A 25,686-nucleotide genomic window follows, 5' to 3' on the forward strand; every position below is an offset into this window, starting at 1 on the left:
ATCCTCACCGTTCGTCATCGTCGGGGTCGCCGGACGCGGCGTCTTCGAGTTCGCTGAGCACCAGGTCCTCCACCAGTTCGGCCAGGTCGGCCACGGTGCGGGAGACCAGTACGTCGCGGGGGGTGAGCGTGACGCCGAAGGCGTCGTTGGCGCGGGAGGCGATCAGCAGGGCCCGCATGGAGTCGCCGCCGAGCAGGAAGAAGTCGTCGGTCACGCCGACCGCGGTGCCCAGTGCCTCGGCCCACAGCTCGGCGACCGCCTCCTCGGTGGGCGTGCGCGGGGCCAGTCCTTCGAGCGCGTGCCCGGTGGCGGGCTCGGGTGCGGGCAGCGCGGCGCGGTCGGTCTTGCCGCCGGGAGTGAGCGGGAAGCGGTCGAGGACGGCGAAGGCGGTCGGGACCATGTGGCCGGGCAGTGAGCGGGCGGCCAGCGCCCGCAGTTCGGCGCCGGTCGGCGGTTCGGCGCCGGGGGCGGCCAGCAGGTGGGCGACCAGCCGGGGCTGTCCGGGCTCGTCCTCCCGGATGCCCACCACGGCGTCCAGCACGGCCGGGTGGCGCACCAGGGCGGCTTCGACCTCGCCCGCCTCGATCCGGTGGCCGCGCAGCTTCAGCTGGTGGTCGGTGCGGCCCAGGTAGTGCAGTTCGCCGTGGCGGTCGCGGCGCACCAGGTCGCCGGTGCGGTACATCCGGCCGCCGGGCGGCCCGTACGGGTCGGCGGTGAACCGGGCGGCGGTCAGGCCCGGGCGGCCCAGGTAGCCGCGGGCGAGCGCCGGTCCGCTCAGCCAGAGTTCGCCCGGGGTGCCGTCGGGCACCGGGCGCCGTCGGGCGTCCAGCACATAGGCGCCGGTGCCGGGCAGCGGGCGGCCGATCGGCGGGGCGGCGCCGTCGGCGGTCAGCGGCGCGGACCAGGTGGCGACCACGGTGGCCTCGGTGGGGCCGTAGGAGTTGACCATCCGGTGGTGCGGGGCCCAGCGGGCGACCAGGTCGGCGCCGCAGGCTTCGGCGCCGACGATCAGGGTCCGCAGCGCGGGCAGTGTGCCGGGGGTGTCGGGCGGCAGGGTGGCGAGGGCGGCGGGCGGCAGCAGGGTGTGGGTGATCCGCTCGGCCCGCAGCAGGTCGGCCAGCTGGGCGCCGAGCAGCGGCCCGGGCGGCGGGACCACCAGCCGGGCGCCGTGCGGCAGGGCCAGGCAGAGTTCCAGCACGGAGGCGTCGAAGCTGGGCGTGGCGAAGGCCAGCACCCGGTCCCCCGGGGCGACCTGGTAGTGGGCGGCCTCGGCGGCGGCGAAGCCGGCCAGGCCGCGGTGGGTGAGCACGACGCCCTTGGGGGTGCCGGTGGAGCCGGAGGTGTAGATGACGTAGGCGGGGTCGTCGAGGTCGAGCGGGCGGGTCCGGTCGGCGTCGGTGGGGCGGTGTGCGGCGGTGCCGTTCGGTGCGGCGGCCAGCAGGGCGGCGGTCTCCTTGGCGTCCAGGGTGAGCGCGGGCGCCGCGTCGCGCAGCATCGACTCCACCCGCTCGTCCGGGTAGGTGGGGTCGACGGGGAGGAAGGCGGCGCCGGTCTTGGCGACCGCCAGCTCGGCCAGCAGCATGTCCGCCGAGCGCGGCAGCAGCAGGGCGACGAGTCGGCCGGGGCCGGCGCCGCGGGCGATCAGCCGGTGCGCCAGGCGGTTGGCGTGGGCCTCCAGTTCGGCGTAGGTCAGTTCCAGGCCGTCGGCGCTCAGTGCCACGGCGTCCGGCCGGCGGTCGACGGCGGCCTCGACCAGGGCGGGCAGGCTCACCGGGACGACCGGGTCGGCCGGGTCGGGCTCCGGACGGGCCGGTCCGCGCAGCAGCCGGTCCCGTTCGCCGGGCGGCAGCAGGTCGAGTTCGGCCAGCCGGACGGTGCCGTCGGTGGCGGCCAGCGCGTCCAGGATGTGCAGCAGTTGGTCGGCCAGGCCGCGGGCGGTCTCCCGGTCCAGGTAGCGGGGGTCGTGGCCGAGTTCGACGGCGAGCCGCTCCCCCGGCGAGACGACCACGGTGAGCGGGTAGTTGGTGGCCTCCCGGGCGTCCAGTTCGCGGATCCGCAGGCCGTGGGCGCCGGCCGTCGACTCGTCGACCGGATAGTTCTCCATCACCACCAGGCTGTCGAACAGCGGGGTGCCGGGCGGGAGTTGGCTGAGGCCCTGGATCTCGGCCAGCGGCACGTGCTCGAACCGGCGGTCCTCGGCGCGCTCCTGCTGGAGGGCGCGCAGCCAGTCCGCGCAGCCGCGGTCGCCGTCGACGGCGACCCGGGCCGGCAGGGTGGTGATGAACAGGCCGACGATGGCGTCGGCGCCGGGCAGGTCGGCCGGGCGCCCGGAGACGGTGGTGCCGAAGCACACCCGGTCCTCGCCGCTGCGGTGGGCGAGCAGCAGCGCCCAGGCGCCCTGCACCAGGGTGTTGAGGGTGACCCGGTGGCGGCGGGCGAAGTCCCGCAGCCGGTCGGTCGCGGCCGGGTCGAGCCGGTGCGAGAGCCACTGTCCGGAGCGGGTGGTGGCGCCGGGGGCGGGGCGGCGGTCGTAGGGCAGCGGGGTGGGCGCGGCGAGGTCGGCGAGCACCGTGCGCCAGTGCTCGGGGGCGGGGTCGGCGCCGGCCGCCCGGGCGGTGTCCCGGGTCCGCTCGCGGGCGGCGAGCCAGCCCACGTAGTCGGCGAAGGGCCGGCGTTCGGGCAGGTCCGGCCGTTCCCCGGCGGCCAGCGCGGCGTGCGCGGCCAGGACGTCGGCGAGCACGTGGAAGACGCTCCAGCCGTCCAGCAGCACATGGTGGAAGGTCCACACCACCCGGACGGCGTCCGGGCCGAGCCGGATCAGGTGGAGCCGCAGCAGTGGGGCGCGGTCCAGCGCGAGCGGGCGGGCCCGCTCCTCGGCGAGCAGCCGGTCCAGCCGGGTGCCGCGGTCCGCCTCGGGCAGGGTGCTCCAGTCGTGGTGGGTGACCGGGAGGGCCGCCCGCCGGTGCACCACCTGCAGCGGCACCGGGACGTCGCGCAGGGCGACGGCGGTGCGCAGCACGGGGGTGCGGTCGACCACGTGCTGCCAGGCGGCGGCCAGCGCCCCCGGGTCGCGGGCGCCGTCCAGCACGAAGGTGAGCTGCTCCACGTAGAGGCCGCTGCCGGCCTCGTCCAGGCCGTGCAGCACCATGCCGGTCTGGGTGGGGGTGAGCCGTTGGAGGTCGGCGACCTCGCGCCCGTCGCCGACCAGCCGGTCCACGGTGGCCTGGTCGAGCGGGGCGAGCGGGAAGTCGGACGGGGTCCGACCGCCGGCCCCGGGTGCGGTGCAGTACCGGGTGATCTCCCGCAGTTCGTCGAGCAGTTCGGCGGCGAGCCGGGCGACGGTGGCCCGGTGGTGCCGTTCGCGGGAGTAGGACCAGCTGAACTCCAGTCGGCCGTCGGCGACCCGGCCGAGCACGTCGAGCAGGTGCGGCCGTTCCGCGGTGCGGTCCAGGCCGCCGGTGAGCGGCCCGTACGGGGAGTGCAGCAGGCCGCCCGGGGTGGCGCTCCAGTCCTGTCGGCCGAGGTAGTTGAAGCCGATCTGCGGCAGTCCGGGCAGGTCGGGGGTGTCGCTCAGGTAGCGCAGGGCGCCGTAGCCGACGCCGCCGGACGGGACGGCGCGCAGCCGTTCCTTGACGGCCTTGAGCACGGTGCCGGTGTCGGCGGTGCGGGGGACGTCCAGGACGACGGGGTACATCGCGGTGAACCAGCCGACGGTGCGGGAGAGGTCGAGGCCGAAGAGGCCCTCGCGGCCGTGGCCTTCCAGGGCGACCGCCGCGGTGTCCCGTCCGGTCCAGCGGGCGAGCACCCGGCCGAGGGCGCAGAGCAGCACGTCGTTGACCCGGGTGCGGTAGGCCTCCGGCACGTCCTGGAGCAGCCGGGTGGTCTCCTCGGCGGCCAGGGCGACGGTCAGCGTCTCCTCCTCGGCGGCCGTGTTGGCGCCCGCCAGGTCGGTCGGCAGGGCGGTCGGCGGTTCGGCCCGCTGGCCCTGCCAGTGGGCGAGTTGGCCGTCGAAGTCGCCCTCGGCGGCGGCCCGGGTGAGCTGCTCGGCCCAGGCCCGGTAGGAGGAGGTCCTGGCGCCGAGGTCGGGCCGGCGCCCGGCCCGCAGGGCGCGGTGGGCGGTGTCCAGGTCCTCCAGGATCAGCCGCCAGGACACCGCGTCCACCACCAGGTGGTGCGCGGCCAGCAGCAGCACGGGGTGCGGGTCGTCCGGGAGGTGGCACAGCGCGGCGCGCAGCAGCGGTCCGGCGGCCAGGTCGAAGCCCTCGGCGAGCTCCTCCCGCAGCCGGTCCAACTCCTCGGCGCTGCGCGGCCGGTGGATGGTCGGACCGGGGTCCTCGGCGGGTTCGGCGAAGTACTGGTGCCACCGGCCGTCGGCGAGCGGCCGGTAGCGCAGGCGCAGCGCGTCGTGCTGGGTCAGGACGGCGGCCAGCGCGTCCCGCAGCAGCCGCTCGTCGGTGTCGGGGGCGAGCCGGTAGGCGACGGACTGGGTGAGCCGGGCCGGGTCCCCGTCGAGGGTGTCGAACAGCCAGTGCTGGATCGGGGTGAGCGGGGCGTCGCCGGTCACCGGGCCCTGGTCGTCGGCGCCCGGCGCGACCGGCGACTGCTCGGCGGCGCGGGCGAGTTCGGCCAGCGTCTGGTGGGCGAACAGGTCGCGCGGGGTCAGGGTGAGGCCGGCCCGGCGGGCCGCCGAGACGATCTGCAGGCCCAGGATGGAGTCGCCGCCGAGTGCGAAGTAGTTGGACTCGGCGCCGACGTCGGGGACCTTGAGCACCTCGGCCCAGATCGCGGCCAGGGTGCGTTCGGCGTCGGTGCGCGGCGGCGTGCTGCCGCCGGCGGCCGGGGTGTGCCAGGTCGGTACGGGCAGGGCGCGCCGGTCGAGCTTGCCGGTGGCGCCGAGCGGCAGCCGCTCCAGCGGCACCACCAGGGCGGGCACCAGGTGGTCGGGGAGGGTGCGGCCGAGGAAGGCCCGCCACTCGGCCGGGTCCGGCAGGTCGCCGTCGCGGGCCACCGCGTAGCCGACCAGCCGCTTGTGGCCGTCCTGTTCCAGTACCCGGGCGGCGGCCGCGGCGACCTGCGGGTGGCGGGCCAACGCGGCCTCCAGCTCGCCGAGTTCGATCCGGAAGCCGCGGACCTTGACCTGGTCGTCGGCGCGGCCGAGGTAGGTCAGGTCACCGCCGGCCGTCCAGCGCACCAGGTCCCCGGTGCGGTACATCCGGGCGCCGGGCGGGCCGAAGGGGTCGGGCAGGAAGCGGGCGGCGGTCAGGCCGGGGCGGCGCAGGTAGCCGCGGGCCACGCCGGTGCCGGCCAGGTACAGCTCCCCCGGTGCGCCGACGGGCACCGGGCGCAGCCGCTCGTCCAGGACGTAGGCGCGGGCGCCGCCGACCGGTCGGCCGATCGGCGGGTCGCGGTCGGGGTCGGCCGGGTCGCAGAGGGCGGCGGTGGCGTAGACGGTGGCCTCGGTGGGGCCGTAGACGTTGAGCACCCGGCAGCCGGGGACGGCCTCCCGGAGCTGTCGCACGGTGCGGGCGGGCAGGGCCTCGCCGGCCAGCAGCACGGTCTGCGCGCCGAGCCGTACGGTGTTCTCGGCCAGCAGCCCGCCGAGGGCGGAGGGCACGGCGCTGACCAGTCCGGCCTCCCAGGGGCCGGGCCGTTCGGCGAGGGCCAGCAGGTCCCGGACGAGTTCCACGCAGCCGCCGGCGAGCAGCGGCGCGAAGAGCTCGAACACCGACACGTCGAAGTTGAGCGAGGTCGCGGCGAGCACGTGGGCCAGGCCCCGGTCGCCGAACTCCCGCTCCGCCCAGTCGGTCAGGGCCAGCACGGAGGCGTGGGCGACCACCACGCCCTTGGGGCGGCCGGTCGAGCCGGAGGTGTGGATGACGTACGCGGGGTGGCCCGGCAGCAGTAGGGCGGATCGTTCCTGCGCGTCCACCGGTTCGGCGGACGCGGCGGCCAGCCGGGCGGCGCAGTCCGGGTCGTCCAGGACGATCCGGGTGAACGGGCCCTCCGGCAGCCGCTGCTGGGACCCGAGGCCGGTGATCACGGCGTCGGGGCGGACGTCCTCGAACAGGTAGGCGATCCGCTCGGCCGGGTAGCCGGGGTCGACCGGCAGGTAGCCGGCACCGCTCTTGAGCACCGCGAGCAGCGCCACCACCAGCTCCGCGGTGCGTGGCAGCGCGAGGGCGACGAAGCGCTCGGGGCCCGCCCCGGCCGCGATCAGCAGCCGGGCCAGCCGGTTGGAGCGCTCGTCCAGCTCCCGGTGGCTCAGCAGGGTGTCGCCGCAGCGGACGGCCGGGGCGTCGGGGGTGCGGGCGGCCTGCCGGGCGAAGGCCTCCGGCAGGGTGCCGTTCGGCAGCGCGAGCCGCTGCCCGCCGAGGCGTTCGACCAGTGCGCGGCCCTGCTCCGGGGCCAGCAGCGGCAGGTCCCCGGCGGTCCGGTCGAGGCCGTCGGCCAGCGCCGCCAGCAGGGTGCGCAGGCTCGCCCCGAGCCCCTCGACGGTGACGGTGTCGAAGGCGGCCGGGTCGTGGTCCAGGTCGATCTCGACGGCCTCGCCGGGGTTGACCACCACGCTGAGCGCGTAGCTGGTCGGCTCCAGGACGTGTTCGGTCGCCACCGACAGGCCGTACCGGCTCAGCGACCCGGCGTCGAACGGGTAGTTCTCGAAGACCAGGATGCTGTCGAACAGTCCGGTGCCGCCCGGCAGTTCGCTCCAGGTCTGGAGCTGGGCCAGCGAGACGGCGTCGTACCGGCGGGCCTCGGACTGGGTGTCCTGGAGCTCCCGCAGCCAGTCCCGCAGCGGGCGCCGGGGGTCGATCCGGGCCCGGGTCGGCAGCGCGTTGATGAACAGCCCCACCATCGAGGTGACGCCGGGGAGTTCGGCCGGCCGGCCGGAGACGATGGTGCCGAACACCACGTCCTCGCCGCCGCCGTAGCGGGAGAGCAGCAGCGCCCAGGCGCCCTGGAGCACGGTGTTGACGGTGAGCCCGGCCTGCCGGGCGGTGTCGCGCAGCCGCTCGGAGAGCCCGGTGCCCAGGCCGATCCGCACCTTGGCGGAGGCGGCGGCCTGGTGGGCCCCGGCGGGGCGGCGGTCCCGGGGCAGTTCGGTGGGGGCGGGGAAGCCGGCCAGGGTGTCCCGCCAGTACCGTTCGGCCCGCGCCTGGTCCTGCTCGGACAGCCAGCGCAGGTAGTCGGCGAAGGGCGCGCGCTCGGCGAGCTGCGGCGGGCGTCCGGCGGTCAGCGCGGCGTAGCGCTCGCAGACCTCGTCGAAGACCTGGGCGGCGCTCCAGCCGTCCAGCAGCACATGGTGGAAGGTCCACACCAGCCGGACCCGGTCGGGGGCGAGCCGGATCAGCGAGAGCCGCAGCAGCGGCCCGGCGGCCAGGTCGATGCCGGCGGCCAGGTCGGCGGCGAGCAGCCGGGCGGTGTCGCGCTCGACCTCCTCGGCGGACTGCTCGCTCCAGTCGTGCCGGGCCACCGGCAGCACCACCCGCTGCTGCACGACCTGCACCGGCTCGGCGGTGTCCTGCCAGCTGAGCCGGGTGCGCAGCACCGGGTTGGCGTCCGCGGTCCGCTGCCAGGCCTCGGCCAGCGCCCCCGGGTCGGTGACCCCGGTCAGCAGCAGCTGGACCTGGTTGACGTAGGTTCCGCCGTCCGGCTCCAGCAGGCTGTGGAACAGCATGCCCGCCTGCATCGGCGTCAGCGGGAGGACGTCGGCGACGCTCCGGCCGTCCCCGGCGATCCGGTCCACCGCGGCCTGGTCCAGCCGGGCCAGCGGGAAGTCGGACGGGGTGCGGCCGCCCGCCCCGGGGCGGGCGCAGTGGGCGAGGATGCCCTCCAGCGCGCGGAGCATCGCCTCGGCCAGGTCGGTGACGGTCCGTTCGGTGTGCCGGCCCGCGCTGTAGTGCCAGCCGATCTCCAGCCGCCCGTCCTCGACCCGGGCGACCACGTCCAGCAGGTGCGGGCGCTCGGTGCCGGGCGCCTCCGCGCCGCCGAGGCCGCCGGGGACGGCGCGCACCAGGGCGGCGTCGGCGGCGGACCAGTCGAAGCGGCCGAGGTAGTTGAAGCTGATCCCGGGGGCGGGGGCGTCGGTGAGCACCGCGTCCCGGGCGAGGTGGCGCAGCGCGCCGTAGCCGAGGCCGCGGTCCGGCACCGCGCGCAACTGCTCCTTGACGGACTTCAGCGCGGCGCCCCAGTCGCCGTCCGAGGCGTCCGGGGCGTCCGAGCCGTCCGGCACGTCCGGGATCTCCAGGGCGACCGGGTACAGCGAGGTGAACCAGCCGACCGTGCGGGACAGGTCGACGCCGTCGAACAGCCCCTCCTCGCGGCCGTGCCCCTCCAGGCCGACGGCGACGGTGCGCCGCCCGGTCCAGTCGGCGAGCGCCCGGCCGAGGGCGGTGAGCAGCACGTCGTCGATCCGGGTGCGGTAGACCGCGGGCACCTGGCGGAGCAGCCGCTCGGTGCGCTCGCGGTCCAGTCGGACGGTCACGCTGCGCAGGTCGGCGGCGGTGTTGCCGCCCTCGCCGTCCACCGGCAGCGGCGCGGCGCAGGCCGCGGCGGCGGCCGCCCAGTGGGCGCGCTGGTCGGCGAAGCCGCCGTCCGCGGTGTGGGCGCGCAGTCGGCGGGTCCACTCCCGGACGGAGCTGGTGCGGGCGGGCAGCCGCAGCGGGCGGCCCTCGACGGCCTGTCGGTAGGCGGTCTCCAGGTCCTCCAGCAGCACCCGCCAGGAGACGCCGTCGACCACCAGGTGGTGGACGGCGAGCAGCAGCCGGTCGGGCCGGTCGCCGCCGGTGAACAGCCGGGCGGTGAACAACGGCCCGCGGTCCAGCCGGAAGCCGGCCTGGGCGGCCTCGGTCACCGCCGCCTCGTCGTCCCCCGGGTGGACCTCCAGCAGCTCGGGGGCGGTGGCGTCGGCGGGGGCGCAGTGCTGCTGCCAGTCGCCGTCCGGGCCGGGGGTGAAGCGGCAGCGCAGGGCGTCGTGGTGGGCCCACAGCGCGGTCAGGGCGCGGCGCAGCGCCGCCGGGTCGACCGCGCCGGGCGCCTCCACCACCAGGGACTGGTTGAAGTACTGGGCCTGCGCCGGGCCCGGGTCGAGGAACCAGTGCTGGATGGGCGTCAGGGCGACCTCGCCGCTGACCGTCTCGGTGCCGAGGACGGTGACGGCGGTGCCGGCGGCCGCGGCCAGCGCGGCGACGGTGGGGTGCCGGAACAGGTCGCGGGGGGACAGCGCCAGTCCGGCGGCGCGGGCCCGGGAGACCACCTGGATGCTCAGGATGGAGTCCCCGCCGAGCAGGAAGAAGTCGTCGTCGACGCCGACCCGTTCCACCCCGAGCAGGTCCGCCCAGATCCCGGCGAGGGCGCGTTCGGCCTCCGTGCGCGGGGCGCGGTGGGCGGCGCCGCCGGCCGTGGACCAGTCGGGGGCGGGCAGCCGGCCGCGGTCCAGCTTGCCGTTGGCCGTCAGCGGGAGTTCGGGCACCGTGACGAAGGCGGCGGGCAGCATGTAGTCGGGCAGGTCGGCGGCCAGGTGGGCGCGCAGCTCGGCGGCGGTGGGCGGTGCCGCGTGACCGGCGGCCCCGGCGCTCTCGGCGGCCCCGGTGGCCTCGGCGGGCACCAGCACCAGGTGGGCGACCAGCCGCTTGCGCCCGCCGTCCCGGTTCAGCGAGACCACGGCCTCGGCGACGGCCGGGTGGGCGGTCAGCCGGGCCTCGATCTCGGCGGGTTCGATCCGGAACCCGCGGATCTTGATCTGGTCGTCCGCACGGCCGACGAAGTGCAGTTCGCCGTCCTCGCTCCAGCGGACGGTGTCCCCGGTGCGGTACATCCGGCTGCCGGGCGGACCGTAGGGGTCGGCCAGGTACCGGGCCGCGGTCTCCCCCGGCCGGCCGGTGTAGCCGCGCGCGAGTCCGGCCCCGGCGAGGTACAACTCACCGGTGATGCCCGGGGGTTGAGGCTGCAGCGCGCCGTCCAGGACGTACGCCCGGGTGTTGTCCAGCGGGCGGCCGATCGGCAGCACGGCGGGCAGCGGCTCGCCGGCGCGGAAGGGCCGGCGGGTGGCGAAGGTGGTGGTCTCGGTCGGACCGTAGACGTCGACCACGGTGAGCTCGGGGCAGGCCTCCAGCACCCGGCCCACCACCGCGCCGGGCACCGCCTCGCCGCCGGTCCACACCTCCCGGGCACCACGCAGGCTGCCCGGGTCGTCCTGGGCGATCAGCCGGAACAGCCCGATGGTCAGGAACAGGTGACGCACGCCCTGCTCGCGGACGGCGTGCCGGACGGCGGCGGCGTCCAGGTCCCCGGGCGGGGCGAGGACGGCGGTGCCGCCGTGCAGCAGCGGCGCCCAGAGTTCGTAGGTGGAGGCGTCGAAGGCGTGCGGGGAGTGCACCAGCACCCGGTCGTGCCCGGCGAAGGCCCGGTCCAGGGCGAGCGCGGCGACGTCCCGGCGGCGCACCGCGACGCCCTTGGGGGTGCCGGTGGAGCCGGAGGTGAACATCAGGTACTGGAGGTGGTCGGGGTGGACCGGCGCGGCCTCCGGTGCCGGTCCGGCCGGTTCGGCCGGTCCGGGCCGGTCGGCGCGCAACACCCGCTCCGCCGGGAGCAGTTCACCGGCGGTCGCGGCCCACTCGGCGTCGGTGAGCAGCAGTTCGGCGCCGGCCGCCGCGAGCATCCGGTGCAGCCGCTCGCGCGGCGCCCGGCCGTCCAGCGGGACGTACACCCCGCCGGCCCGGACCAGGGCCAGCTGGGCCACGACCAGCGCGACGGAACGGTCCATCAGGACCCCGACCGGGCGCTCCGGGCCGACCCCGAGCGCGGCCAGCCGCCCGGCCAACCCGGCCGCGCGGGCGTCGAGTTCGCGGTAGCTCAGCTTCTCCTCGCCCGCCTCCAGGGCGATCGCCCCGGGGACGCGCCGGACCTGTTCGGCGAACAGCTCGGCGATGTCCCGCTCGGGCCGCTCGACCGCGGTGTCGTTCCAGTCGACCAGCACCCGGCGGCGCTCCTCGGCGGCCAGCAGCGGGATCCGCGCGGGCGGGCGCCCGGCCGCCCCGGGCAGGGCGGTCAGCAGGGCGGTGAGCTGCCGGGCGGTGCGCCGGACGGTGGCGGCGTCGAACAGCCGGGGGTCGTAGCACAGCCGCAGGGCCAGCTCCGGCCCCGGGTAGGCCAGCAGGGCGAGCGGGTAGTTGGTGGTCTCGATGCCGTCCAGCTCGCGCAGCCGCAGGCCGTGGGCGGCGGCCGCGTCCTCGTCGACGGGGTAGTTCTCGAAGACCACCAGGCTGTCGAACAGGGCGCTCTGCTCCGGGAGTCCGGTACCGGCCCGGAGGCGGGTGAGCGGCAGGAAGCCGTGTCGGCGGTCCTCGCTCTGCGCCTCCTGGAGGGCGCGCAGCCAGTCCAGCAGGGTGCCGTCGGCGGGCACCGCGGTCCGGGTGGGCAGGGTGGTGATGAACAGCCCGGTCATCGTCTCCACGCCGGGCAGCTCGGGCGGCCGCCCCGAGGAGGTGGTGCCGAACAGCACGTCGGCGCGGTTCGCCTGGCGGCCGAGCAGGATCGCCCAGGCGCCCTGGACCACCGTGTTCAGGGTGAGTCCGGCGCCCCGGGCGAGCTCCTCCAGGGCCCGGGTCGCGGCGGCGGGCAGGGTGAACGGCACCGCCCGGGTGGACTCCGCGCGGTGGCTCTGCCGCGGTTCGCGGTCGTAGGGCAGCGGGGTCGGCTCGGTGACCCCGGCCAGCCGCTCCCGCCAGTGCCGTTCGGCCTCGGCGGTGTCGCGCTCGCGCAGCCAGGCGACGAAGTCGCGGTAGGGCCGGCGCTCCGGCACGGTGCCGTACGGGACGTCCGCCCCGGCTCCGGTCCGGGCCAGCGCGGCGTGCACGGCGAAGACGTCCGAGAGCACCTGGAACAGGCTCCAGCCGTCCAGCACGAGGTGGTGGAAGGACCACAGCACCCGCACCCGGTCGTCGGTGAGGCGGATCAGCACCAGCCGCTGGAGCGGGGCCAGGTCGAGGTCGAGGCCGCGGGCCCGGTCGCGGTCCAGCAGTTCGGCCAGCCGGGCCGGGCGGTCGGGCTCCGGCACCGCGCGCCAGTCCAGCCGGGCGACCGGCAGCTCGGCCCGGCGGTGGACCACCAGCACCGGCTCGGGGACGCCCTGCCAGCGGACCTCGGCGCGCAGCACCTCGGTGCGGTCGCTCACCCACTGCCAGGCCTCGGCCAGCCGCCTCGGGTCGGGCACGCCGTCCAGCACGAAGTCGAGCTGCTGGAAGTAGGCGCCGCTGTCCTCCTCGGCGAGGCCGTGGAAGAGCATTCCGGCCTGGGTGGGCGTCAGCGGGAGGACGTCCTCGATCGCGCCCGGGTCGTCCCCGGCGATCCGGTCGACGGCCGGCTGGTCGAGCCGGGCCAGCGGGAAGTCGGACGGGGTCCGGCCGGCCGCGTCGGGGCGGGCGGCGAAGCGGGCGAGGTCGGCGAGTTCCTCCGCGTAGCGCCGGGCCAGTGCCTCGACGGTGGCCGGGCGGTGCCGGGAACCGGCGTAGCAGAAGGTGAACTCCAGGCTCTCGTCGACGAGTCGGCCGATCACCTCCAGGGCGTGCGGGCGCCGGGCGGCCGGGTCGGCGTCCAGTTCCAGCGGGCGGAAGGTGCCGCGCAGCAGCCCGCCGGGCCGGCCCGTGCCGTCGGCGTCGCCGGTGCCGGTGCCGGTGCCGGTGCCGTCCGAAACGTCCATCCGGCCCAGGTAGTTGAAGCTGATCCGGGCGGCCGGGGCGGCCGGTGCCGTCCCGGGGCGGCCGAGGTGGCGCAGCGCGTCGAAGCCGAGGCCGCGCCGGGGGACGGCCCGCAGCTGCTCCTTGACCTGCTTGAGCACGGTGTCCCAGTCGGCCCCGGCGGGCACCGCCAGGGCGACCGGGTGGCGGGTGGTGAACCAGCCGACGGTGCGGCCGAGGTCGAGCTCGGGGAACAGCTCCTCGCGCCCGTGCCCCTCGACCTCGACCAGCACCCGGTCCCGGCCGCTCGCCCCGCACAGGGCGCGGCCGAGGGCGCCCAACAGCACGTCGTTGGCCTGGGTGCGGTAGGTGTCGGGCAGGGTGCGCAGCAGGACGGCGGTGTCGGCGGGGGTCAGCCGGACGGTCACCTCGCGGGCCGAGGCGTAGTCGTCGGCGCCGGTCGGGTCGTCGGCCGGGAAGGGGTCGGCGGCAGGAGCCGACTCCGAGCCGAAGCCGGAGTCGGAGTCGGAGTCGGAACCGAGGCCGGACTCGGCGCCCTGCGGGAGGGCCCGCGCCCAGTACTCCGCCTCGTCCTCGAAGCCGCCCGCGGCCGCGAACTCGGCCAGCCGCTGGGACCACTGACGCAGCGGCGAGGACTTCGCGGGCAGCGCGCCCGCACCGTCCCGGCCCGCGCGGCGGGCCCGGTAGGCGGTGTCGAGGTCCTCCAGCAGGACCCGCCAGGAGACCCCGTCGACCACCAGGTGGTGGACGGCCAGGTGCAGCACCGGCGGCCGGCCCGCGCCGCGCTCGTGCAGCACGGCGCGCAGCAGCGCTCCGCCGCCCAGGTCGAACGGGCCGAAGTGCGGGGTGTCGTCGTCCGGTCCGTGGTGCCGGCCCAGCCGCAACCGGGCGGTCCGGTCCTCGACCCGCCAGCGCACGGTGTCCGGTTCGCCGCCCTCGAACGAGGAGCGCAGGGCGTCGTGGTGCCCGACCAGGTCGTTCAGCGCCTCCTCCAGCGCCGCCGGGTCGAGGTCGGCGGGCAGCAGCAGGGAGAGCGCCTGGTTGAAGTGCCCGGCCCGGCCTGCGGACTGCTCGAACCACCAGCGCTGGATCGGGGTGGGCACGCCCGGGCCGCTCGCGGCCACCGCGGGGACGGCGGCCGGGCGTTCGGCGGCGTCGGCGCAGCGGGCCAGCGCGGCCACCGTCTGGTGCCGGTAGAGGTCCCGGGAGGTCAGCGGCAGCCCCTCCTGCCGGGCCCGGGCCACCACCTGGATGCCGAGGATGGAGTCGCCGCCGAGGTCGAAGAAGTTGTCGTCGGCGCCGACCCGGTCCAGCCGCAGGACGTCCGTCCAGATCGCGGCGAGCGCGTGCTCGGCGGAGGTGCGGGGGGCGACGTGGCGGACGGTCCGCTCGGCCGGCCCGGGGTCGGGCAGCCGGCCGCGGTCGAGCTTGCCGTTGGGGCTGAGCGGCAGGGCGGGCAGCAGCAGGACGGTCGCGGGCACCAGGTGGTCGGGCAGGGTCAGGGCGAGCGCGCGGCGCACCTCCTCGGGCGTCGGGCCGGCGTCCGGGGCGGGCACCACGTAGCCGACCAGACGCCGGTTGCCGTCGCCGTCGACGACCGCGGCGGCCGCCTCGGCGACGCCCGGGCAGCGCCGCAGGGCCTCCTCCACCTCGCCCAGTTCGATCCGGAAGCCGCGCACCTTGACCTGCTGGTCGATCCGCCCGACGTACTCCAGGTCGCCGTCGGCGTTCCACCGGGCGAGGTCCCCGGTGCGGTACATCCGGCCGCCCGGCTCGCCGTACGGGTCGGCCACGAACCGGGTGGAGGTCAGCCCGCTGCGGCGCAGGTAGCCGCGCGCCAGGCCACCGCCGCCGAGGTACAACTCGCCGACCACTCCGGTCGGTTGCGGGCGCAGTCCGGAGTCCAGCACATAGGCCCGGGTCAGTCCGATCGGCCGGCCGATCGGCGGTGCCTGCTCCGGCAGCCGGTCGCCGGCGAACCAGGCGGTGGCGTACACGGTGGCCTCGGTGGGGCCGTACAGGTTGGCGACCGCGCTGCCGGGCAGCACCTGCCGCAGGTCCCGCACCGCCCGGGCGGTGACGGCCTCGCCGGCCAGCACCACGGTCTCCGGGTCGACCGGGGCCGCTCCCCCGGCGATCAGCCGGGACACCACCGAGGGCACCCCGCTGAGCAGGCCGACCGGACGCGGCTCCGCGCCGTCGGTCTCGGCGAGCACGGTGAGGTCGGCGACCACCTCGACCGACCCGCCCACCAGCAGCGGGCAGAGCAGTTCGAAGACCGAGACGTCGAAGTTGAGCGAGGTCGCGGCGAGCACGTGGGCCAGCCGGTCCGGGCCGAAGCGCTCGGCGGCCCAGTCCGCCAGGACGGCGACGGTGCGGTGGGTGACCACGACGCCCTTGGGGCGGCCGGTCGAGCCGGAGGTGTAGATGACGTAGGCGGGGTGGTCTGGCAGCAGCGGCTCGATCCGGTCGGCGTCCGTCAGGTCCGCGTCCGTCGACTCCTTGGACGTCGACTCCTTGGACGTCGACTCCTTGGACACCGGCTCGGCGTCCGGCTCCGGGAGCTCGTCCAGCAGCAGCACCGGGAACCCCGGCGGCAGCGCGGCCGCGGTCTCCCGGGTGGCCAGCACGATCGCCGGGTCGGCGTCGGTCAGCATCAGCCGGATCCGCTCGGCCGGGTACCCCGGGTCCACCGGCAGGTACGCCCCGCCCGACTTCAGCACCGCCCAGACCGCGACCGGCAGTTCGGCCGAGCGCGGCAGGCAGATCCCGACCAGCCGGTCCGGGCCCGCACCCCGGGCGACCAGCAGCCGGGCCAGCCGGTTGGCGCGCCGGTTCACCGTCGCGTAGTCCAGCCGCACCGGGCCGTGGACGACGGCGGTGCGCCCGGGGGCCTCGGCGGCCCGCGCCTCGAACAGCCCGGGCAGCACGGCGCCGGGGGTGTCCGGTCCGCCGCCCACCGGCGGGTTCCAGGAGTCGAGCAGGGTGCGCTGCTCCTCCTCGGAGAGCATCGGGAGTTCGGCGAGGGTGCGCTGCGGGCCGTCCGCCATCCCGGCGAGCAGCCGGTGCAGGTGCCGGGCCATCCGGGCGACCGTGCGCCGGTCGTACAGGTCGGTGTTGTACTCCACGGTCAGCGCGCAGCCGCCGGCCTGGTCCGGGGTGAACTCCAGCACCAGGTCGAACCGGGCGGCCGGGCGGGGCAGCGGGTGCTCCGCGAAGGCCAGGCCGCCGCCGGACGGCGTGGCGGCGGGCGTCTGCTGGACGACCAGCACCTGCACCAGCGGGGTGCGGCTCGGGTCGCGGGGCGGCGCCAGTTCCTCGACCACCCGGTCGAAGGGCGCGGCGGCGTGGGCGAAGGCGTCCAGCAGGGTGGTGCGCATGGTCTCGGTGAAGCGGTCGACGGTGGCCCGGCCGTCCACGTCGGCGCGCAGCACGACGGTGTTGACGAAGAAGCCGGTGACCTCCTCCAGCTCCCGCCGCTCGCGCCCGGTGGTGACGGTGCCGAAGGCGATGTCCCGCTGGCCGGAGTAACGCGCGAAGAGCAGCGCGGCCGCGCCGGCGAACAGGGTGAACGCGGTGGTGCCCCGCCCGGCCGCCAAGTGCCGCAGCCGGGCGACCAGTTCGGCCGGGAGGTGGTGGCGGTGGGCGGCGCCGGCGGTGGTGCGCAGCGCGGGCCGGGGCCGGTCGGTGGGCAGTTGGAGCGGCTGGAGGTCGGCCAGGCAGTGCTTCCAGTAGCCGAGGTCGGCAGCCGTCCCGGGGTCCGCGCGGTGCTGCTCCCAGTGCGCGAAGTCGGGGTACTGGAGGGCGGGTGCGGGCAGTCCGTCCGGCTCGCCGGTGGCCTCCGCCCGGTAGAGCGCGGCGAGTTCGCGGGTGAGCACGCCGACGGACCAGCCGTCGGTGACGATGTGGTGCTGCCCGAGCAGCAGCAGGTGGTCCCGGTCGGCGAGGCGCACCAGCAGCGCCCGGGTGAGCGGACCGCCGGCGAGGTCGTACGGGCGGCCGAGCTCCTCGGTCAGCAGGCGTTCGGCGGCGGCTTCCCGCTCCTCGGCGGGCAGCGCGCCCAGGTCGGCGGTGCGCAGCGGCACTTCGACGGCCGCGGCGACGTGCTGGACGAGCCGTCCGTCGACGGTGCCGAAGGTGGTGCGCAGCGAGTCGTGGCGCTCGGCGAGCCGGTGCAGGGCCCGGCGCAGCGCCTCGGTGTCGGGCGTGCCGCGCAGCCGCAGGGCGACCCCGGTGTTGTACTCGGTGCCGCCGGCGTCGAGGTCGTTCAGGAACCAGAGCCGGCGCTGGGCGGCGGAGGCGGGCGCCGGCCGGCCGGCCGGGGCGGGCGGGATCGGCGCGGGCGGGGCGGCGGAGGGGCGGTCGTCCAGCAGCGCGGCCAGGGCGGCGACGGTCCGGGCGGTGAAGACGTCCCGGAGGGTGAGCCGGACGCCCAGCCGTTCGGCGGTCCGGGCCAGGGTGCGGGCGGCGAGGATGGAGTCGCCGCCCAGCTCGAAGAAGTCGTCGCCGACGCCGACCGGGTCGACGCCGAGCACCTCGGCCCAGACGGCGGCCAGGGCGCGTTCCGCGTCGGTGCGCGGGGCGACCGGCTCGCGGGCTTCGGCGCGGGCGGGCGCGGGCAGCGCGCGCTGGTCGATCTTGAGCTGCGGGGTGAGCGGCAGCGCGGGCAGCACGACCACGGCGGCGGGCACCAGGTGGGCGGGCAGCGCGGCGGCCAGGGCGGTCCGCAGGGCGGCCGGGTCCGGGGCGTTCCCCTGGTCGGCGGGGGTGGCGTAGCCGACCAGCCGGGGCCGGCCGGGCTCGTCCTCGCGGACCACCACGACGGCCTGGTCGACGGCCGGGTGGGCCCGCAGCGCGGCCTCGATCTCGCCGGGTTCGATCCGGAAGCCGCGGAGCTTCAGCTGCCGGTCGAGGCGGCCGAGGAACTCCAGCTGCCCGTCGGCGGTCCACCGGGCGCGGTCGCCGGTGCGGTAGAGCCGGGCGCCGGGCGGCCCGAAGGGGTCCGGTACGAAGCGGGTGGCGGTCAGGCCCGGGCGGCCCAGGTAGCCGCGGGCGACGCCCTCGCCGCCGATGTACAACTCGCCGTCGGTACCGGCCGGTTGCGGGTTCATGGCGGCGTCGAGGACGTGCACCCGGGTGTGCGGCAGCGCGCCGCCGATGGTCGGGGTGCCGCTGCCGGCGGTGAGCGGGCCGGTCCAGGTGGCGACGATGGTGGCCTCGGTCGGACCGTAGGAGTTGATCATGCGTCGGCCGGGCGCCCAGCGGTCGACCAGGTCGGCCGGGCAGGCCTCGGCGCCGACGATCAGGGTGCGCAGCTGCCGGCCGGCGCCGGCCGGCACGGTGGCCAGGGCGGCGGGCGGGATCAGCGCATGGGTGATCCGCTGCTCGTCCAGCACGGCGGCGAGTTCGGCGCCCAGCCAGGGACCGTCCGGCGGGACCACCAGGGTGGCCCCGGCCAGCACGGAGCTGAACAGTTCCAGGACGGAGGCGTCGAAGCTCGGCGAGGAGAACTGCAGCACCCGGTCCCCGGGCCGGATCGCATAGCGCTCGACAGCCGCCGCGGTGAACCCGGCGATGCCCCGGTGGGTGACCACCACGCCCTTGGGCGTCCCGGTGGAGCCGGAGGTGTAGATGACGTACGCCGCGTGGTCGGGGCCCACCTCCACCGTCTCTTCGGCTTCGGCGGCTTCGGCGGTGTCGACCGTGTCGGCGGCTTCGGCGGTGTCGGCCGTCTCCAGGACCGCGCGGACCCGGGCCGGATCGTCCAGCACCACCGCGGGCGCGGCGTCGGCGAGCATCATCGCCCGCCGCTCGGCCGGGTAGCCGGGGTCCACGGGCAGGAAGGCGGCACCGGCCCGGGCCACCGCCAGCTCCGCCGCGACCAGCTCCATCGAGCGCGGCAGCACCAGCGCCACCGTCCGGTCGGGACCGGCGCCGCGCAGTCTCAGCGACCGGGCCAGCCGGTCGACCCGGTCGGCCAACTCCCGGTAGCTCCAGGTGCGTCGGCCGTCGGTCAGCGCGGGCGCGTCCGGCGCCTCGGCCACCCTGGCGGCGAACAGTCCGTGGAGCGTCCGCCCGGCCGGGGACGGGTCGACGGCACCCTCCGGCACCCCGGCGCCCCGGGGCTGCGGCGGGGCGCCCGACGGACGCGCGGACTGGGCGGGCTGGGCGGACATGGCGAAGGTCCTTCCGGACGGGGAGGGCACGACGCGGGCACCGGAACGGGCGGGGACCAGACCCCGGTGCTGCGGGGGGCGTGTGACGGTGGTGCGGTGGTGCGGGTGTGACGGCAGAACAGGCGGTGCGGGTCCGCGCCGGGGTGAGCCGGGCGGCGGGTGGTGCGGGTTCCGTACGGCGGGTTCCGTACGGCGGGTTCCGTACGGCGGGTGCGGCCCGCCGGGTGCGGCCCGCCGGGTGCGGCGCCGCTCAGGCGGGCCCGACGCGGCGGGCCGTGCGCCCGGACACCTGCACCCGGTCGACCACCCCGCTGTCGGGGTCCCGGTGGAACCACCCGCCGGGCTCGGGGCGGCCGGTCTCCGGGTCCAGCAGGTCGTAGCTGAGGTCGGCGTAGCAGCGCAGCGGGAGCGGCAGGTCACCGTCCACGGAGAGGGTGAGCCCTCCGTCGCGGGTCGGCTCGACCCGGTACCGGATGCCGCCGTTGGCGTAGCCGCCGACGCACCCGGGCGGCACGACCGGCTCGCCCGAGGCCACCGGGGCGATCGCGGCGGGCACCGCGATCCCGGTCAACTCGTGCAGGTCCGCCGTGAGTTCGCGCCAGAGCGCGGTGGCCGAACCGGCGTTGCCGGTGAAGGCGACCACGGTGCCGCCGTCCGGCTCGGCCCGCAGGTGGCAGGAGGTGCCCATGGCGTTGCCGTCGTGGCCGCACCACAGCCGGTCGTCCTGGCGGTAGAGCGCCAGGCCCGGCCCCCAGCCGTCGGCCAGGGCGCCCGGCCGGGCGCCGGGCTGCGGGCGGCGCAGTTCCTCGGCGGCGTCCGGGGGCAGCACCTTGGAGCGCCCGATCGCGGCGGCGCCGAGCGCGGCGAGGTCCGCGGCGCTCACCAGCAGCGCTCCGGCCGGCGCCTCCAGCGGGGCGAGGTTCTGCCGGACCGGCCGGACCCGCCCGGTCGCGGCGTTGCGGGCGTGCCCCGCGGCGACCGGGCGGGCGGGCGCGGCGGCGGTGGTGACGGTGTCGACGAAGGCGGGCACGGTGTCGAGCGGTTCCAGCAGCAGGGCGGCGACGGCCTCCGGCCACGGCATCCCGGTCACCGCCTCCACCAGGCGTCCGGCCGCGACGTAGCCCGCGTTGGAGTAGGAGAAGCCCGTCCCCGGCCGGAACAGCGCGTCCTGCGCGGTGCAGACCGAGGTCAGGTAGTGCGCCGCGGTGGTCCGGGCGGCCGCGTCGGAGTCCGGGCCGGTGGGCAGCCCGCCGGTGTGGCTGAGCAGCTGGCGAATCGTTACTTCGGGAAGGTGCCGGAGTTCCGGCAGATGGGCGGCGGCCCGGTCGTCGAGGTCGAGGTCCCCGTCGTCGGCGAGGAGCAGCACCAGGGCCGCGGTGTAGGGCTTGGTCAGCGAGCCGACCGGTACGGCGGTGTCCCCGGTGAACGGGGCACCGGTGGCGGCGTCGGCCACACCGGTGTGCAGGGCCAGCACCTCCGACCCGGTGTCCAGCACCAGTTGGGCACCGGGCACCCGGTGGCGGCGCGCGAGCGTGTCGAGCCGTTCCTGCAAAGCCCGCCGCAACAGCTGCGGCGTGCGCTCGCGGACCGGCGCCAAGGCGGGGTACGGCATGGGCGGTGGCTCCCGTTGAGTGGTTCTCGGCCGCGGGCTGCTGCCGGCGCCCGCGGATGAATTTCCGGATTACTGAGGAACGCCTTGCCAAATTTCCGGCGCCCGGCGCGCAACGGCGCAAAGACCGCGCGGACAACGGGAATGACCGGACGCCGTCCCGGCCGGGGCCGGTACGGCAGGAACACGAATGGAGTCGGCTACCGGCGCGACACTGCGCGACAACGGCGCACGCGGAGCGGTTCCGGGCCACGACGTCGTGCCACGGCCGGGTGGCACGAATACGACCCGATTTCCCCGCTACTCGGCAAACTCCGGGCAACCGAATGCCCGCGCCCGGCCCGCCGGACCGGACGGCCACCCCGAACACACCGGCCTGCGGCCCTCTCGGCCCGCACCCCGAGCGGTAGCCCCATCCGGCATCGTGATCCCCCCTACGCCCTTCCCCGGGCCACCGAACGGAACCCGCCGCAACAGCCGGGGAACCGGCGCAATCCTTGGCGACCCGAACACGGCTCGAACGCTCCGAAAGTCGAACGCGGAACAGTCTTCACGGCCGATCACCCGCTCGCAACCCCTTCCGATTGAACGGAAAGCAATTCTCATAGGAATCGGACCGGCAAAAACCCTGGTGTGGCTCCCGACCACGGGCGGAACCCCTGATGACGGATGTGAATTGGTTGGCCGAAACCGTGGCAGTCCGCCTCCGGCTGGCCGATACCAGATTTTCGCAGGCTCGACAGAGTGACCGGAATGACGGCCGGGGCGGGTGTGCGGGAATGTGACGGGAGTTGCCATCGGGGAAAGGGATGCGCCTGGGGCCGGCCGACGCCCTGTCCCGTCCCGTCCCGTTCGGTTCGGCTCCCCGCCCCGCCCGGGCCCGCTCCGGACGGCGATGTCACGTTCCCCCGCGCCACCCGGTCCCTCTGGTGGGCGCGGACGTTCCGCACCCCCCGCACCCGCGGAGCGAAGGGAGCAGCATCATGAAGGCCGTCATCGTGTGCGTCTCGGTGTCCCACGGCAACACCCGGCGGATCGCCGAGGCCATCGCCCGGCCGCTGGCCGCCCAGGTGGTCGAACCGGAGGAGCTCGACCCGGCCGACCTCGCCGAAGCCGACCTGGTCGGGTTCGGCTCGGGCGTCTTCACCGGCCGCCTCCACCCGCGCCTGCGCCGCTTCGTGCACGCCCTCCCGGCCACCCGACAGCCGTGCCGGGCCTTCGTGTTCGCCACCAGCGGCCTCCCGGAGCCGGGCTTCCGCCCGTTCACCCGCCCGTTGGAGCGCCGGCTGGCGGCGAAGGGCTTCGAGGTGATCGACGGTTTCACGGCCCGCGGCCACGACACCTGGCTCCCCTTCAAGCCGATCGGCGGCATCAACAAGAACCGCCCCGACGCCCGCGACCTGGCGGCGGCCCACACCTTCGCCGCCGCCCTCACCGCCCGGACGGGCAGCGCATCCTGAGCGCCGACGCGGGTCGGCGACGCGCCCTCACCCGGCCGTCGCCGACACCCGCCCCCGGGGCCCCACCGTCTCCGCCGGCCCCATCACCTGGATATACATCGATCCGAGGTGCATCGACAAGAGGTAGCACGAGCCGCGCTCCAGGGCGCATCATGGGGCGCACTCCGACGAAAGGGCTCCGACCGTGCTGACCCTCGCGATCCTCGGCTTCCTCTACGACCAGCCCCTGCACGGCTACGAACTCAAGTCCCGGATCACCGGGTTGACCGGTCACGTCCGCCCGGTCAGCGACGGCGCGCTCTACCCCGCGATCACCCGACTGGAGAAGGGCGGGCTGCTGCACCGCCGCACCGAGCCCGGCAGCGGCGCCGCGCCGCGCCAGACCCTGGAACTGACCGAGGCGGGCCGGGTCGAACTGCTGCGCCGGCTGGCCGACCCGGAGCAGGGCGAGATCACCGACCAGATCCGCTTCTTCGCCCTCGCCGCATTCCTCCACCAGCTGGCCGACCCGCCCCGGCAGGCCGCGGTGCTGCGCCGCCGACTGGCCTTCCTGGAGGCGCCGAGCAGCTTCTTCTACGACGGGGACGGCCGCCCGGTCACCGCCGAACGGGAGCCGAACCCGTTCCGGCGCGGCATGCTGCTGGTCGCCCGCGCCTCCGGCGCCGCCGAGCGGGCCTGGCTGACGGAGACCCTCGCCGCCCTGGAGGACCCGGCGGCCGGCTGAGCCGGGGAAGGCCGCCGAACCCCGGAACGCCGCCGAACCGGGGAGGACCGCCGGGCGCGTACGACCGGCCCGCGCGCCCCTTCGAACAACACGCCGACGAACCGGAATTGCGCATCACCGCAGCTCGCACCGCACCCCCCGGCCCTCGCTATGATGACCTGCCACACGACCACGGCGCCCCTCCGCGGCGTGACCCACCACCGCGCCCCGCCCGTCCTGGAGGCAGCCGTGCCCAGCGAAGTGACCGCCACCGCCCCCGCCGCCCCGCAGCGGCGGGACGACATCCCCGGCTGGTTCTTCGGCCTGGACCGGGCCGCGTTCGCCCACCTGCTGTCCGCCCAGACGGCGGCCGGGGTCACCGGGGACGTCCTGGAGCTCGGCAGCTACCTCGGCCGCAGCGCGGTGCTGCTCGGCGACCACCTGCGGCCGGGCGAACGGCTGACCGTCTGCGACCTGTTCGACTCCGAGGCGGGCGACGCCGACAACGCCGCCGAGATGGCGATGTCCTACCGCAAGACCCTCACCCGCAGCGCCTTCGAGTCCAACTACCTGGCCTTCCACGACGAGTTGCCCGAGATCGTGCAGGCGCCCACCTCGGTCCTGGCGGACGGCCGGATCCCGGCGGGCAGTTGCCGCTTCGTCCACGTCGACGCCTCGCACCTGTACGAGCACGTCCGCGGGGACATCCTGGTGGCCCGGGCCGCGCTCGGCGAGAACGGCTTGGTCTCGCTGGACGACTACCGCTCCGAGCACACCCCGGGCGTCTCGGCGGCCGTCTGGGAGGCGGTCTTCACCGGCGGACTGCGGCCGGTGCTGCTCACCCCGATGAAGTTCTACGGGACCTGGGGCGACGCCGACGCCGCCCGGCAGGTCCTGCTGGAGCGCGACTGGCGGGCCGACGGCTACACCGTCGACGAGGACACCATCGCCGGGCGCCGGGTGCTGCGGCTCAACTACCAGGTCAAGACGCCCGCCCAGCTCCAGCGCTCCACCCCGCGCCGGCTCGCGCTGGACCTGCTCCCGCCGGTCGCCACCCGGGCGACCCGCCGGGTGCTGCGGACGCTGCGCGAGCGGCGCGCCGTCCGGCCCACCCCGAGCGCCTGACCCACCGGCTCCCCACCCCCGGCCCCGGCCCCGGCACTCCGACCCCTGGAGCACCGGGGCCCTCTCGCGTCCCGACCGGGCTTCCCGACCGGGCGTCCCGACCGGGCGTCCTGACCGGCTTCCTGACCGCATGTCATGCGTCGTGTGCATGTCATACGATGGACGCACTACCGCATGCTCCCCCGCCTGCGCGAGTGGATCCACCGTAAAGACTTGCCCATGGAACCTTAAAGAATGCATAGTGTGTACATGCCAACTCGGCCCCGCAAGGGCCGGGTTGAGGACTTTCCGTCGCGAGTAGGGAGAGACCCTTGTTGCACGGTTCCAACGCTTCGGGCCCTGGTCAGCGCCTCCGCTCCGAGATCGCGGACGCCGGCACCACCCCCTTGATCGGCGTTCACGACATGTACTCGGCCACCATCGCCGCCGGGCACTACAACGGCATGTTCGTCTCCGGCTTCGGCTTCGCCGCCTCCTACTACGGCCTGCCGGACATCGGCTTCATCGCCTGGCCCGACATGGTGGCCTTCGTCGAGCGACTGCGCGGCGCCTTCCCCGAACACCACCTGCTGGTCGACATCGACGACGGCTACGTCGATCCCGAGGTCGCCTGCCACGTGGTGCGCCGGCTCGAACGCATCGGCGCCTCGGGCGTCATCCTGGAGGACCAGAAGCGCCCGCGCCGCTGCGGCCACGCCGACGGCAAGCAGGTCCTCCCGCTGGAGGAGTACCTGGCGAAGCTCGAACTCGTCCTGGCCGAGCGGACCGACCTCCTGGTGGTCGCCCGCACCGACGCCACCGAGGAGGAGGACATCCTGCGCCGCGCCCGCGCGCTGGCCGAGACCGACGCCGACGTGGTGCTGGTCGACGGCGTGCGCAGCGAGGAGTGGATCCGCCGGATCCGCAAGGAGGTCGGCGACAAGCCCCTGCTGTTCAACCAGATCGCGGGCGGCAAGTCCCCCCGGCTGTCGCTCACCGAGCTCACCGACCTCGGGGTGGACGTGGCGATCTACAGCACGCCCTGCCTGTTCGCCTCCCACCGGGCGATCGACCGGGCGCTCACCGAGCTGAAGGGCGACGACGGACGGCTGCCCGCCACCGCCGGGGAGGTCCGGCCGGTCGGCGTGCGGGAGTCCACCGAACTCCTGGAGCAGAACATCGCCCGCTCCCGCGGGCGCGTGGACGTGACGGTGTGAGCGCCGGGCCGCGTCGGCCCCGCCCCACCGACGGCGGGCGCGGCCCGAGGCGGGACCCACTTCGGGGGCGGAGGCCGCTTCGAGAACAGCGGCCGCTCCGAGAACCGGGACCACTTCGGGAACAACGGCCGCGGCTCGATCCTGTCGGTCGTCCACCCGGCGTTCGGCGCGGCGGTGGCCCAGGGCATCCAGGCCCGGTCCGGCCGAGCACCGCTCAGCCGGACGGGCGGGCCGCCAGCGCGCGGCCGATCCCCCGCCGCAACCGCCTGGAGGCACCCGGCAGGTGCCCCAGCCGGGTGACCCGCTCGGCCGGCACCTCCGGCCGCCGGGCCAGCAACAGGACCGCCGCGTACGGCCGTTCGCCCTCCCGCAGCCGCTCGGCCACCACCTCGACCAGCCCGTCCAGGACCTCGACGGTGAGGTCCGGGCGGGCCGCGACCAGCTTCAGCCGGTCGTTGTCGTCCCAGCTGGAGTTGCGCCGCGCGGCGAGTGCGGCCAGCACCTCGACCGGCGTGGCGGCGTTCCGGGCGATCACGCGCCAGACGAACGGGTAGTCGCCCCCGGCCAGTACCCGCAGCACCTCCGGGTCGGCGGTCCGCTCGGCCAGCCGCAGGTGGTCCCCGGGCTCGTGCAACCGCCCCAGCGCCTCGACCCCGTAAGCCGCCTCCGGCAGGTCCACCGCGTCCATCCCGCCCCCTCGTTCGTATCGAGGGGGAACTCTA

At 76.2% G+C, this 25,686-nt stretch carries 7 protein-coding genes; 4 read left to right on the forward strand and 3 right to left on the reverse strand.

Annotated features, from left to right (window positions below; translation table 11 throughout):
• Positions 1–4: 4 nt before the first annotated feature.
• Positions 5–18,871, reverse strand: a complete 18,867-nt coding sequence (locus ABTZ03_RS08500; RefSeq protein WP_350512116.1) for a non-ribosomal peptide synthetase — start codon at positions 18,869–18,871, stop codon at positions 5–7.
• Positions 18,872–19,121: 250 nt separating this feature from the next.
• Positions 19,122–20,483, reverse strand: a complete 1,362-nt coding sequence (locus ABTZ03_RS08505) for a serine hydrolase domain-containing protein (RefSeq protein ID WP_350512117.1) — start codon at positions 20,481–20,483, stop codon at positions 19,122–19,124.
• 980 nt (positions 20,484–21,463) lie between these two features.
• Here ABTZ03_RS08505 and ABTZ03_RS08510 point away from each other — a divergent pair.
• The 4 genes from ABTZ03_RS08510 (at position 21,464) to ABTZ03_RS08525 (ending at position 24,964) form a co-directional block, all read left to right on the forward strand.
• Complete coding sequence (locus ABTZ03_RS08510; protein ID WP_350512118.1) at positions 21,464–21,940, forward strand: flavodoxin family protein; 477 nt, start codon at positions 21,464–21,466, stop codon at positions 21,938–21,940.
• Positions 21,941–22,124: 184 nt separating this feature from the next.
• The gene (locus tag ABTZ03_RS08515; protein ID WP_350512119.1) at positions 22,125–22,664 is read left to right on the forward strand and encodes a PadR family transcriptional regulator; all 540 of its coding nucleotides are present in this window, start codon (positions 22,125–22,127) and stop codon (positions 22,662–22,664) included.
• A 228-nt stretch (positions 22,665–22,892) separates the two neighbouring features.
• Positions 22,893–23,768, forward strand: a complete 876-nt coding sequence (locus ABTZ03_RS08520; RefSeq protein WP_350512120.1) for a class I SAM-dependent methyltransferase — start codon at positions 22,893–22,895, stop codon at positions 23,766–23,768.
• 314 nt (positions 23,769–24,082) lie between these two features.
• Entirely contained in the window at positions 24,083–24,964 is an 882-nt protein-coding gene (locus ABTZ03_RS08525; protein ID WP_350512121.1) for an isocitrate lyase/PEP mutase family protein, read from the forward strand.
• A gap of 214 nt (positions 24,965–25,178) precedes the next feature.
• On the opposite strand, the gene ABTZ03_RS08530 is transcribed toward ABTZ03_RS08525, so the two are convergent.
• Entirely contained in the window at positions 25,179–25,652 is a 474-nt protein-coding gene (locus ABTZ03_RS08530) for a hypothetical protein (RefSeq protein ID WP_350512122.1), read from the reverse strand.
• Positions 25,653–25,686 lie beyond the last annotated feature (34 nt).

Source organism: Kitasatospora sp. NPDC096077, from assembly GCF_040303245.1.
GTDB lineage: Bacteria > Actinomycetota > Actinomycetes > Streptomycetales > Streptomycetaceae > Kitasatospora.

What these genes read in the sequence shown, in the direction of transcription:
- ABTZ03_RS08500 (WP_350512116.1), bottom strand. Translation starts at nt 18,871, where the DNA reads ATGTCCGCCCAGCCCGCCCAGTCCGCGCGTCCGTCGGGCGCCCCGCCG.
- ABTZ03_RS08505 (WP_350512117.1), bottom strand. Translation starts at nt 20,483, where the DNA reads ATGCCGTACCCCGCCTTGGCGCCGGTCCGCGAGCGCACGCCGCAGCTG.
- ABTZ03_RS08510 (WP_350512118.1), top strand. Translation starts at nt 21,464, where the DNA reads ATGAAGGCCGTCATCGTGTGCGTCTCGGTGTCCCACGGCAACACCCGG.
- ABTZ03_RS08530 (WP_350512122.1), bottom strand. Translation starts at nt 25,652, where the DNA reads ATGGACGCGGTGGACCTGCCGGAGGCGGCTTACGGGGTCGAGGCGCTG.